The 12,043-nt window shown below is 71.8% G+C and carries 10 protein-coding genes; 8 read left to right on the forward strand and 2 right to left on the reverse strand.

The genetic code is table 11. The features are described from left to right. The first annotated feature begins 381 nt into the window (after window positions 1-381). From AB0A74_RS41030 to AB0A74_RS41045, 4 genes are all read left to right on the forward strand, one after another. Window positions 382-993 (forward strand): WecB/TagA/CpsF family glycosyltransferase, encoded by a 612-nt coding sequence (locus AB0A74_RS41030; RefSeq protein ID WP_358258403.1) that lies wholly within the window; start codon window positions 382-384, stop codon window positions 991-993. 5 nt (window positions 994-998) lie between these two features. Continuing rightward, window positions 999-3,041 (forward strand): glycosyltransferase, encoded by a 2,043-nt coding sequence (locus AB0A74_RS41035; RefSeq protein WP_358258405.1) that lies wholly within the window; start codon window positions 999-1,001, stop codon window positions 3,039-3,041. A 74-nt stretch (window positions 3,042-3,115) separates the two neighbouring features. Continuing rightward, window positions 3,116-4,639, forward strand: a complete 1,524-nt coding sequence (locus AB0A74_RS41040; RefSeq protein ID WP_358258407.1) for a serine/threonine-protein kinase — start codon at window positions 3,116-3,118, stop codon at window positions 4,637-4,639. 9 nt (window positions 4,640-4,648) lie between these two features. Beyond that, window positions 4,649-5,119: an SLATT domain-containing protein gene (locus tag AB0A74_RS41045; protein ID WP_358258409.1), complete on the forward strand. Its 471-nt coding sequence runs from the start codon at window positions 4,649-4,651 to the stop codon at window positions 5,117-5,119. On the opposite strand, the gene AB0A74_RS41050 is transcribed toward AB0A74_RS41045, so the two are convergent. Beyond that, the gene (locus AB0A74_RS41050; protein ID WP_343931427.1) at window positions 5,106-5,891 is read right to left on the reverse strand and encodes an enoyl-CoA hydratase/isomerase family protein; all 786 of its coding nucleotides are present in this window, start codon (window positions 5,889-5,891) and stop codon (window positions 5,106-5,108) included. The two genes, AB0A74_RS41045 and AB0A74_RS41050, sit on opposite strands and share 14 nt — an antisense overlap. A gap of 77 nt (window positions 5,892-5,968) precedes the next feature. Here AB0A74_RS41050 and AB0A74_RS41055 point away from each other — a divergent pair, with 77 nt between their 5' ends. Both AB0A74_RS41055 and AB0A74_RS41060 read left to right on the forward strand, forming a co-directional pair. After that, window positions 5,969-6,436 (forward strand): GNAT family N-acetyltransferase, encoded by a 468-nt coding sequence (locus AB0A74_RS41055; protein WP_358258411.1) that lies wholly within the window; start codon window positions 5,969-5,971, stop codon window positions 6,434-6,436. Between the two features lie 98 nt (window positions 6,437-6,534). After that, window positions 6,535-7,083, forward strand: coding sequence for a LuxR C-terminal-related transcriptional regulator (locus AB0A74_RS41060; protein WP_343931429.1), 549 nt, complete (start codon window positions 6,535-6,537; stop codon window positions 7,081-7,083). 63 nt (window positions 7,084-7,146) lie between these two features. Here AB0A74_RS41060 and AB0A74_RS41065 read toward each other — a convergent pair whose 3' ends face one another. Continuing rightward, window positions 7,147-9,954, reverse strand: coding sequence for an AAA family ATPase (locus AB0A74_RS41065; RefSeq protein WP_358258413.1), 2,808 nt, complete (start codon window positions 9,952-9,954; stop codon window positions 7,147-7,149). 260 nt (window positions 9,955-10,214) lie between these two features. On the opposite strand from AB0A74_RS41065, the gene AB0A74_RS41070 reads away from it, so the two are divergent. Beyond that, window positions 10,215-11,438 (forward strand): ABC transporter substrate-binding protein, encoded by a 1,224-nt coding sequence (locus AB0A74_RS41070; RefSeq protein WP_358258415.1) that lies wholly within the window; start codon window positions 10,215-10,217, stop codon window positions 11,436-11,438. Between the two features lie 33 nt (window positions 11,439-11,471). Beyond that, on the forward strand, window positions 11,472-11,915 hold the full coding sequence (locus AB0A74_RS41075; RefSeq protein ID WP_358258417.1) for an SRPBCC family protein: 444 nt from the start codon (window positions 11,472-11,474) through the stop codon (window positions 11,913-11,915). Window positions 11,916-12,043 lie beyond the last annotated feature (128 nt).

The raw sequence follows: 12,043 nt of genomic DNA on the forward strand, positions 1-12,043 counted from the left end.
CCGGGAAATCTGTGGTAGCCCTTCGGGCGGGCCATACGGAGATGACACAAGCAAGAAGCCCGGCTTGGGTTGTGTCCTCTCCGGTGGACTGCCCGGTCGGCGCTTCGCGCCAAGAGTGGCGCTTCGTGCCCATGGCGGTGGTTTGCGGGCTTGGGTGTGGTGTCGGTCCTGGTGGGTAACGGGGGGCGTGGTCTGGTCGATGTCGCGGGTATGTCGTCGTTCCCGCAGGCTCCCCGTGTTCGGGTGGGTGCCGTTGACGTTTGGGCTGTTCGTGAGTCCGACGTCGCCGCGCATGTCGTCCAGTGTTGGCAGCGGGGTGAGGGTGGGGCGATCGTCACGGCCAACGTCGACATCGTTCGGGCTGCCACGCGGGATCCCGCGTTGGGTGCGCTCGTCGCCTCCTCCGAGGTGGTGGTGGCGGACGGGATGCCGGTGGTGTGGGCCGGGCGGTTGGCGGGGGTGTCGGTGCCCGAGCGGGTCACCGGGGCCTCGTTGGTGTTCACCTTGGCCGAGGCCGCGGCGGGGGCCGGGCGGTCGGTTTACCTGCTGGGCGGGAATCCCGGGGTGCCGGAGAAGGCCGCTCGGGTGTTGGGTGAGCGGTTCGCCGGGTTGAAGGTCGTCGGGACCGACTCGCCGCCGTTCGGGTTCGACGTCGATGCCGAGCTGGCGGCCGCGGCGGTGGCCAAGGTGGTGGCCGCGCAGCCCGACCTCGTGCTGGTCGGGCTCGGGTTTCCCAAGCAGGAGCGGGTGATCCGGATGTTGCGGGCCGAGCTTCCCCGGGCGTGGTACCTCGGGTGCGGGGCCGGGATCCCGATGGCGGCGGGGGAGTTCAAGCGGGCTTCCGGGGTGGTGCAGAAGGTGGGGGCCGAGTGGTTGCACCGGCTCGCCCTCGAACCGCGTCGGCTGGCCAAGCGGTACCTGCGGGACGACCTGCCGTTCGCCTTCCGGCTGTTGGCGGGTGCGGTGAAGACGCGTCTGGGCAAGGGGAAGTGAACGCCGTGCCGCTTGCCGTGGTCATCGTGACCTACCACAGCGCCGGTGTCGTGGAGGAGTGCCTCCGGTCGGTCGCCGTCGCGCTGGAGTCCATTCCGGACAGTCGTGTCGTGGTTGTGGACAACGCTTCCGGGGACGACACTTTGGACGTTGTTCGTCGGGTGGCGCCTGAGGCCCAGGTGGTGGCCCGGGAAACCAACGACGGGTTCGCCGCCGGGGTGAACGCCGGCTTCGCGGCTGCGCCCGACTGCGACGTGCTGGTGTTGAACCCGGATGTTCGGCTTGAGCCCGGGTGTGTGGAGTTGTTGCTGGCCGCGCTCGCCCTGCCGGGCACGGGGATCACCGCGCCGCGGTTGGTGGGGGCCGATGGGGAGCCGCAGTTGTCGTTGCGGCGTGCGCCCACTGTGTTGCGGGCGATCGGTGAGGCCGTGCTCGGTGGGCATCGGGCCGGGAAGGTCGAGGCGCTGGGTGAGGTCGTCGTCGATCCGCGTCGGTACGACACGGCCGGGGTGGCCGAGTGGGTCACCGGGGCCGCGTGGTTGATCTCCCGGGAGTGCCGGGAGGCGACCGGGTGGCTGGAGGAGCGGTACTTCCTGTACTCCGAGGAGACCGAGTACATGCTCCGGGTCGGGGACCGGGGGTTCGCGGTGCGGTACGAGCCCCGGGCCGGTGCCGTTCACCTCGGCGGTGAGCAGTCGACTTCGGCCTGGTTGTGGTCGATGGCGACGACCAACCGGGTCCGGATGGCGCGGGAGCGGCGGGGGCGGTCGGCCGCGTTCGCGATGTGGTGGGCGGTTCTGCTCAACGAGGTGTTGCGGGCGCCGCGTGGCGCGAAGCACCGGCGGGCGGTGCGGGACCTGCTGCGGTGGCGGCGGTGGCCGGCGACGACCCGGGACGACGACGGCGCGGGGTGGATCTGCTTCTCCGCGCAGGACTGGTGGTACCACAACCGGGCGCACTCGGACTTCCAGCTCATGCGGTCGGTGGCCGAACGGCGGCGGGTGCTGGTGGTCAACAGCATCGGCATGCGCATGCCGACCCGGGGCAACAGCACGCACGTGACCCGGCGCATCCTGCGCAAGCTCAAGAGCGTCGCGAAGTTCGTCCGCGAGCCGCTGCCGAACTTCTACGTGATGTCCCCGCTGCCCCTGCCGTTCTACGGCTCACCGTTCCTGCGCCGGGTCAACGCGGTCCTGGTCCGCGCCCAGGTGCGGCTCGTGGCGACGTTCCTGCGGCTCAAGACGCCCGTGATCATGGTCACCATCCCGACCGCCTGGGACGTGGTCGCCCCGATGCGCCGCCGCGGCCTGGTGTTCAACCGGTCCGACCGGCACTCCGACTTCCCCGAAGCCGACCGCGCGGCCATCCAGGCCCTGGAGCGGCAACTGCTCACCAACGCCGACCACGTGGTCTACGTCAGCCACGTCCTGATGGACGAGGAGCGCGCGCTGACCGGCGACCGGGCCCACTTCCTGGACCACGGGGTGGACGTGGACCACTTCACCGCCCGCCCCGAGTTCGAGTGGCCCGACGACATCCGGTCCATCGACGGCCCGCGCATCGGGTTCTTCGGCGCGCTGGACGACTTCCTGGTGGACTTCGACCTGCTCGAACGGCTCGCGGTCGAGCTGCCGGACGCCTCGCTGGTGCTCATCGGCGACGCCACCCACCCGATGGAGCGCTACGACAAGCACCCCAACGTCCACTGGCTGGGCTTCCGCCCCTACGACACGATCCCGGCCTACGGGTCGGCGTTCGACGTGGCGATCATGCCGTGGCTGGACAACGACTGGATCCGCCACTCCAACCCGATCAAGCTCAAGGAGTACCTGGCCCTGGGCCTGCCGGTGGTCAGCACGGACTTCGCCGAGCTGGCGGCCTACCGCGACCGCGTGCGCGGGGTGCGCACGCACGCCGCGTTCGTCGAGGCGGTCCGCGACACCCTCACCGGGGGCGGGCTGAAGCCGGCGACCGCGCTGCGCCGGTCGGTGCTGACCCACTCGTGGCACTCGCGGGCCCGGGAGTTGCTCGACCTCGCGGAACGGTGACGGGGATAACGATGACGGCCTGAACCGGGCCGACTCCGACCGGTCCGGTCCCGGACTTCTCTAATGTGGGTGGTGTGCAGCCACTGCCCCCGGACGCCCCGCAGCGGATCGGCGACTACACGCTGCTCGCCGCCCTGGGCCGCGGGGCGATGGGTTCCGTGTTCCTCGCCCGGTCGCGCGGCGGTCGGCCGGTCGCGGTCAAGGTCGCCAAGGCCGAGCTCGCCGACAGCCCCCAGTTCCGGGAGCGGTTCCGGCGCGAGGTCGAGATGGCGCGCGCGGTGGGCGGGTTCTGGACGGCCACCGTCGTGGGCGCGGACCCCGACGCCGACCGGCCCTGGATGGCCACCGAGTACGTGCCCGGACCGACCCTCCAGCAGGCCGTCCACGACTTCGGGCCGCTGCCCGAGCGCGCGGTCCGCAGGCTCGCCGGCGGCCTGGCCGAGGCGCTGGTCGCCATCCACGGCGCGGGCCTGGTGCACCGCGACCTCAAGCCGTCCAACGTGCTGCTCGCGACCGACGGGCCGCGCGTCATCGACTTCGGCATCGCCCGCGCCCTGGAGAGCTCCGGGCTGACCGAGGCCGGGATCGTGTTCGGCACGCCCGGCTACCTCTCGCCCGAGCAGGTCGTCGGCTCGAAGATCACCCCGCAGAGCGACGTGTTCGCGCTGGGCTCGGTGCTGGTCTACGCGGCGACCGGCGCGGGCCCGTTCGGCGAGGGCGCGACGTCCGCGCTGGTCTACCGGGTGGTGCACCAGGACCCGGACCTGTCCCGCGTGCCGCCGGGCCTGGCGCCGCTGATCGTGCCCTGCCTGGTCCGCGACCCGGCGCACCGGCCGACGCCCGCCCACCTGCTGGAGCTGATCGGACCGCCGTCCAACGACCCGTCGTGGCTGCCGGCGCAGGTCCGGACGCTGGTCGAGCAGCGGCACACCCAGCTGCGCGAGCTGCCCGCCAAGCCGCCGACCCGGGTCATGGGGCAGGAGGCCAAGCCGCCGACCCGCCTGCTGGTCGAGGAACCGCCGAAGGCGCGGCCCGCCGGTCCGGCGAAGGTCGTGGGGCCGGTCAAGCCCTACACGCCGCCGGCGAAGAAGAGCGGGTCGAAGTTCGGGACCTCGCGCGCGGTGGGGCTGGGCTGGATGTCCGCGCACGCGTTCGCCGCGCTGGTGTCGGTGGGCATCGCCAGCGAGACCTCCGGCGCGCCCAACGGGGTGCGGGCGGCGGCGCTGGTGGCGTTCGTGGTGTTCGCGCTGGCGGCCGTGCGGCTGCTGATCGGGGTGCTGCGGTCGCCGCTGAGCATCGACATCGGCCCGGACGGGATCGTGCTGTCCAACGGCACCCACAGCCGCCGCCTGCCCTGGTACGCGATCTCCCGCGTCCGGGTGGACGCGCACCACTCGCGGCCGTGGGTCGTGGTGTGGCTGGTCGGGGCGGCCAAGGCGCCCGAGTCGCTGGGCCGCGGCAGCTTCCACACCCACAAGGGCGGCCTGCGGGTCTACCCGATCTCGCACGAGCGCTACCGCAAGCGGCGGGAGCGGGACGTGGCGGAGATCCGCTCGGCCCTGGCCTGGTACGGCTCGTCGGTCTACGACCCCCGTTAAGGTGCGGGCGTGGACAAGGAACAGCCGGTCCGGGCCGGCCTGACGCCGTCGGAACTCGCGGTGGACCTGCTCGCGCGGATCAACGCCGCCACCGAGTACGGCCGGTCGCGCAAGGACCGGTTCCGCCGCCGGTCGGCCGCGTTGAAGGTCTCGCTGCTGTCGCTGTCCGCCACCGCCACGATCATCCTGGGCTGGCAGGACCTGGACTTCTGGACCGGCCTGGCGTTCTCGCTGGTCGCCCTGACCACGGTGGTCAGCGCGCTGGAGCCGTTCTTCGCGTGGCGGTCGCTGTGGGTGCTGATGGAGGAGTCGCAGTACCGCTTCTACCGGCTGCGCGACGACCTCGCCCACTACATCGCCGCGACCAGGCCCGAGGACGTCGACCGCGCCCACGTCGAGGAGATGTTCACGCGGTACCAGGCCATCTGGGCGCAGGTCAGCGACCGGTGGCTGGAGTACCGCCGGATCAGCGACCGGTGAACACGGCCTTGCCCGGCCCGTCGGCCAGGAACGACGCCACCCCGTTGCGCAGGTCCTCGGTCTCGAACAGGTCGGCCGCGATCGACGTGATGTGCTCGTTCGCCTCGGCCACGCCGCCGCGTTCGTAGTAGGCCAGCACCTGCTTGGTGGCCGCGTGCGCCAGGGTCGGTCCGGCGGCCAGGGACGTGGCGAACGCCAGCGCGGCGTCGTCGAAGCCCTCGTGCGGCAGGACGCGGTTGACCACGTTCCACCGCTCCAGGGTGGCCGCGTCGTACCGGTCGCCGGTCATCACGAACTCCTTGGCCCGGCCCACGCCCGCGCGGGCGGCCAGGCGCTGCGTGCCGCCCATCGTCGGGGTCAGCCCGATGACCTTCTCCACCAGCCCGAACGACGCCCGTTCCGAGGCCAGCAGGATGTCGCACGCCACCGCGACCTCGAACGCCCACGTCAGGCACAGGCCGTGCGCGGCGAAGACGGTCGGGAACGGCAGGGCCGCGACCCGGTCGGGGAGGTCGAGCATCTGGTCGAACAGGGCCTTGGCGCGCGCCCTGGTCTCCTGCGCGGCGAACAGCCGCACGTCCACGCCGCCGCTGACGACCTTGCCCTCGAACCGGACCAGGAGCGCCCGCGCGGGGCGGTCCTCCAGGTCGCCGACGGCGGCGTCCAGCAGGTCCTGGAGCTCCGCGGTGTAGAGGTTCAGCGGGGGAGCGTCGACGGTGAGCACGGCGACCCCCGCCGCGTCCCGCTCGACGCGGACCTGTTGCGCTGCCACGGGCGAGGACTTTACACGCGTCCGGAATGGCGAAAACCAGGTGTCCGAATGGCCCATCGGGTGCTGAGAATAGCCGCGTGACGACTTGGACCGTTCAGCCCGTTGCGGCCGACAGCCCCCCTGCGGTACGCCTGATCCGTACCTACCTGGCCGACATCATCGGCCGCTACTACGGCCGCCCGGCCACCGACACCGAGGTGGACCAGGCGATCGCGGACGACCCCACCGACGATCTTTCGATGTTCTTCGTGGCCTCCCGGGACGGCCGCGACCTGGGTTGCGCCGGCTTCCGCATGGTGACCCCGAAAATTGCGGAACTGAAGCGGCTGTTCGTCCATTCGGACGCGCGCGGGCTCGGCGGCGGGCGAGCACTCCTGGTAGCGGTCGAAGCGGCGGCCGTCTCGTTTGGCGCATCCTCCATTCGGCTCGACACCCGCGCTGACCTGGTCGAAGCCCGGATGCTCTACACCCGGCACGGTTACGCTGAGGTGCCGGCCTTCAATGACGACCGCTATGCGGAGCACTGGTTCGAAAAGCGGCTATAGGTCCCATAGGGTTCCACAATCCCCCGTGTGAGGTGTCTCACTTGACACTGAATTATGGGGACAGTTGAGTGTGTCACGAAAGTCGGCCGCGGAATGAAATGGGGATCAGTCCAGTGGCTTTCGCCGTTGAGTTGACATTTCGTGATGCGCGCCAGGTGCGGAGATCCATTCATCTCGCACATCGCGAATACTGGCGACCGCTCGCCGAGCAGGGCGTCCTGGTGGGTACGGGACCGTGGGCCGACGGCTCCGGTGTCCTGTTGATCTGCCAGGTGCCCGACGAGTCCGCCGCGCGAGACCTGGTGCGCGGGGACCCGTACGTGCGCTCGCAGTCCATCGCGGAGGTGCGGATCCGCCAGTGGCACGTCCTGATGGGCGTGCCGGAGGGCGAACGGGTCCCGGGCATGGTGCGACCCAGGGACGGGCAGAGCGCGGAGGCCCGGTCCCGCGAGCAGTTGACGCCGCACGAGCACCGCATCGCGCTGATGATGCTGGAGGGCATGACCAACCGGCAGATCGCCGAGCACTTCTCGGTGTCCACCCGCGCGGTCGAACTGCACATCACGCGGATCTACCGCAAGCTCGACATCGGCCGCCGCGCGCAGCTCGCCGCGGCGATGCCGTGGGGACAGCGTTCGTACCTGTGACCTGATCGGCCGACTGGACACAGCGGAGGGCCTGCGGCGTGGACCCGCGGGCCCTCTTCGTCCTCAGGTCACCAGCTCGGTGCGCGAGGTGACGCCGAGCTTGCGCAGCACCCGCGCCACGTGCTGCTCGACCGTGCGCGGGGACAGGAACAGCACCTCGGCGATCTCCCGGTTGGTGTGCCCCTGGGCCAGCAGCCGGGCCACGTCCTGCTCGCGCGGGGACAGGGCGTTGCCGTAGCCGCGCCGCCCGCGCCGCGACGGCGTCGCCACGCCCGCGCCGCGCACCAGGTGCCGGCAGCGGGCCGCGTCCCGGCTCGCGCCCAGCGCGTCGAACCGGTCGGCCACCTCGCCCAGCGCGGCCACCGCCGACTCCGGACCGCCGGCCAAGCCGCACAACGCGATCCGCTCGGACAGCACCGCCGAGTAGTACGCCAGGCCCAGCTCGTCGGCCGCCCGCCGCGCCTCCTGCAGCGCGAACACGGCCTCCTCCTCGCGCGCGAGCGCCAGCAGCGCCCGGCACACCTTCAACGCCACGACGGCCAGCGGCGCGTCCAGGTCGGCGATCCCGGCCGACAGCTCCGCCACGAGCTTGGCCGCGTCCTCCACCCGTCCGGCGGCGCGGTAGGCGTCCACCGCCGAGGGCGCCAGCTCCCCGGCCCACGCCCAGACCCCCTTGCGCCGCAACAGGTCCAGTCCCCGGTCCGCCTCCGCGCAGGCCCGCGCCGGGTCGCCGCGCTCCAGCCACAGCCGGGTCAGCGCCGCGAACCCGCTCAACGCCACCGGCGTGATCGAGTTCTCCACCGACCGGACACCGCTCTCCGCCAGGTGCCGCTCGGCGTCGTCCCAGTCGCCGCGCGCCACCGCGAGGCAACCCAGCACCAGGGAGATCTCGCTGGCCACCGGCAGCAGCTCGCGGTACTCCTCCAGCAGCCGCCCGGCCCGGGGCACCAGCGAACCCCAGTTGCCGGAGTACCAGTCGAGGTGGATCTGGGTGGACTGCCCGGTGCTCGCGGTGAACGGCACGCCCGCGCCCACGGTCAGCCGCAGCCCCTTGTCCAGGAAGTCACGCGCCAGGTCGAAGTGGCCGACCAGCATGCACGCGTCGGCCACGTTGCAGTTCGCGCGGGCCAGGTGGCGGCGGGTCTCGACGTCGTCGGCGCTCGCGGGCAGCCGGTCCAGCTCGCGCAGCACGCTGCGGTCGCCGATCGACAACCGCGAGCCCAGCTCGTTGGCCAGCAGCGAGTACCGCACCGCCGGGTCGTCGCACCCCTCGATGAACGAGTCGACCACCCGCATCCAGCGCAGGTGCTCGGCCAACGGCGTCGCGCCGATGAACGGCTGGCCCAGCACGGCCCGGCCGCGCATGGCCAGGTCCGGCCGGTCGCGCAGCTCCTCCACGGCCAGCTCGATCTGCAGCCGGGCCTGCACCACGCTCTCGAACTGCCGGATCAGCAGGAAACCGAGGTTCAGCCGGACCTCGCCGCGCGCCTCGCGGGAGAGCCGCCGGTCGTCCAGCAGCCGTTCCAGGGTGGTGCGCGGGTCGTGCTGGTCGATGCCGCCCCGGGCCACCTGGCCCAGCTTCACCGCCAACCTGTCCACATCGGACGGTTGCAGGGTCGCCTCGTCCAGCAGCCGCCGGTACAGGTGGGTCGCGGTGGACGGGTCGCCCACCTCCAGCGCCCGGTCGGCGGCGGCCTCGCCGTTGCGCAGCCAGTCCGCCGGGCGGCCCGCGCGCCGGCTGTGCTCGGCCAGCTGCATGACCGGGCGGGGAACCACGTCCTCCAACGCCGCCAACGCCCGCAGGTGCAACCGCTGCCGTTCCGGGCCGGTGAGCGTGTCGTAGACGGCCTGTTGGGCGAGGGCGTGCCGGAACCCGTACCGCATCTCGCCGTTCTCGTGCAGCACGCCGCTGTGCAGGGCGTGGGTCAACGCGGTCCGCGCCCGTTCCGGCTCCACCGCGCCGACCCGCGCCAGCAGGTCCTCCGACGCCGGCACGCCCAGCACGGCGGCGGCGTGCGCGATGCGGCGGCCCGTGGTGGGCAGCCGGTCCAACCGCTCGGCCATCGCGTCGCGCAGCAGCGCGGGCACCTCGACGTCGTCCAGCAGCCGCCAGTCCGCCTCCGGCAGGGCGCGCAGCATCTCCTCCACCACGAACGGGATGCCGGCCGTGCGCTCGTGCAGCCGGGCGGCGAACTCGGCGGACACCGCGTCCACGCCCAGGATCGCCGCCGTCAGGTCCCCGACCTGCGCGCGGTCCAGCGGCGTCAGCTCCACCACGACCCCGGTCACGCCCGCCGGCGGCCGGTAGGCGGTGCCCAGCGCCATCCCGCCCGGCGCGTCCTCGCGGCGGTAGGTGACCACCACGGTCAGGTTCGGCGGCGGGTCGGACATCAGGAAGCGCAGCAGGTGGCGGCACCCGTCGTCGGCCCAGTGCAGGTCCTCCACCACCAGCAGCACGGGCCCGGCGGCCGACAGCAGCTCGCGCACCGCGCGGAACAGGTGGTGCCGCTCGTGGCGCGGGTCCTCCGGCCGCCGCGGCGGTTCCGGCAGCCGGTCGGCCAGCTCGGGCAGCAACGGCCGCAGCACGCCGGTCACCGGGCTCAGCGGACCCCGCACGTGCAGCGTGCGCAACGCGTCCAGCACCGCCCCGTACGGGAACGGCTCGCGCAGCGGTTGGCAGAACCCGGTCAGCACGCGCAACGGCGCCACCTCCGGCCGGCGCAACAACTCGCGCACCAGGCGGCTCTTGCCGACCCCCGCCTCGCCCACGACCAGTGCGACGGACGGCTGCCCCGCGACCGCCCGCAGCAGCGCGGCCAGCTCGTCGCCCCGGCCGACCAGGACGGGGGAACTGGTGCGCGGAGGGGTCATGTGCGGGCTCCAGGGAGATCGACCGATCCCTGTATTAGAACCCGGATCGTTCACGGTCGCCCAGCCCCGCCGCACTGCTCCGTTCGGCCCAAAACCCGCTGGAAAACGTGTCGGAATCCATTCCGAACGGATGGTCCCGCGCGCGTTACGGATCATCCCGGCGGAAGTTCACGAACGTGGGACTGGTCACAAGATTAGGTGATCCGGGTGGGTGCACCGAATACTCCTACTGGTCGGTAGCGGATATGTGGGAGACATTCGTGCGCAACCTCGTGATCATCCTGGCCGCCACCCTGGCCCTCGCCGGCTGCGCGGCCGACGACGGGAAACCCCAGGTCAAGGCGGGTCCAGGCGTCACGGCGGACACGATCGCCCTCGGCGTGCTCACCGACATGACCGGCCCGTTCTCGCAGTCGGCCCTGATCCGGATCAAGGGCTACGAGCTGTTCCTGAGCGAGCTGAACGAACGCGGCGGCGTGTGCGGTCGCAAGGTGGAATTGAAGCAGAAGGACCACGGCTACAACGTCGACCGGGCGTTGGAGGGCTATTTCGAGCTGGAGCCGCAGGTGCTCGGCTTCATCGACGTGGCGGGCGCCCAGATGACCGCCGCGATCGCCCCCGACCTGATGCAGACGCGAGCGATCGTCGCCCCCGCGTCGTGGTCGGCGACCCTGCTCGGCAACCCGCACATGATGATCGTCGGCACGACCTACGACCTGGACGTCATCAACGGCCTGGACCACCTCAAGCGCCAGGGCGTCATCAAGGACGGCGACACCATCGGCCACATCCACGTGGACAGCGACTACGGCCGCAACAGCCTGGAGGGCAGCCGGTTCGCCGCCCAGCAGTGGGGCCTGAACCTGGTGACCCGCACGGTCGCGGAGTCGGCCGCGGACGTCATCGCCCCGGTGCAGGAGCTGAAGGCGGCCGGCGCGAAGGCGGTCTTCCTGAGCACCTCGCCCCCGCAGACCGCGTCCGCCGTGGGCACCGCCGACAAGTTGAACTGGGACGCCCCGTTCCTGGTCAACGCCGTGGGCTACGACCCGCTGATCCTGGACTCGCCGGTGGCGGAGGCCGTGGTCGAGCGCGTGCAGGTGGTCTCCCCGATCGCGCCCTACGCGTCCGACCTGCCCGGCCCGCGCGAGGTGGCGGAGAAGTTCGAACGCAAGTTCCCGGGCGAGAAGCCGACCGGTTCGGTGGACCACGGGTACGCCATCGGCATCGCGTTCGCGGCCGTGCTGGAGAAGGCGTGCGCGGCGGGTGACCTGAGCCGCGACGGCGTGCTGCGGGCGTTCCAGGACACCAACTCGGTGGACACGAACAGCCTGACCGGCCCGCTGCGGTTCTCGCTGGTCGGCCGCCCGTCGAGCACCCGGTCCTACATCGCCAAGCCCGACCCGAAGGCACCCGGCGGCCTGGCCGTCATCGCGAACCTGTTCGAATCGGACCTGGTCAAGCTCAAGGGCACCCGAGCGAAGTAGTTTCCCGGCCGGCGGGCGGGGAACCCGCACGACATGGTCGAGGTGAACCTGCGGGTACCGGCCCCGGCGGACCGCGTGTTCGCCGTGCTGTCGGACGGCTGGTCGTACGCGAGCTGGGTGGTGGGCGCGGCCCACATCCGAGAGGTGGACACCGGCTGGCCCGCGCCCGGCACGCGCATCCACCACAGCATCGGCACGTGGCCGGCCCTGGTCCAGGACGTGACCCGGGTGATCTCCTGCGAACCGAACCGGTCGTTGGAACTGGAAGCCGGCCTGTGGCCCTTCGGCGCGGCCCGCGTCCGCTTCGAGCTGGCGGAAGAAGCCGGCGCAACTCAGGTGACCATGCACGAGGAAGTCAAAAAGGGCCCCCTCTCAGTCCTCCCAACAGCCGCCCAGGCCCTCTTCCTGGCCCCCCGCAACAAAGAAACCCTGCACCGCCTGGCAGACCTGGCCGTACGCAAGGAAAGCCCCAACTGACGGCCACACCTCGCCGCACGCACGCTCTCAGATGGGCTGCCAAGCACAGGAAGGGCCTCGGTTCGTTCCCCGTACGGCCTGGGCGCAGCCCAACCGCGCTTCTCCCTTCTTGGCAACCAGCTCTTCCG

The organism is Saccharothrix sp. NPDC042600 (assembly GCF_040647305.1).
Lineage (GTDB): Bacteria > Actinomycetota > Actinomycetes > Mycobacteriales > Pseudonocardiaceae > Actinosynnema > Actinosynnema mutabilis.

Coding starts and splice junctions, on each gene's coding strand:
- AB0A74_RS41060 (WP_343931429.1), top strand. CDS start 6,535: ATGGGGATCAGTCCAGTGGCTTTCGCCGTTGAGTTGACATTTCGTGAT.
- AB0A74_RS41065 (WP_358258413.1), bottom strand. CDS start 9,954: ATGACCCCTCCGCGCACCAGTTCCCCCGTCCTGGTCGGCCGGGGCGAC.
- AB0A74_RS41075 (WP_358258417.1), top strand. CDS start 11,472: ATGGTCGAGGTGAACCTGCGGGTACCGGCCCCGGCGGACCGCGTGTTC.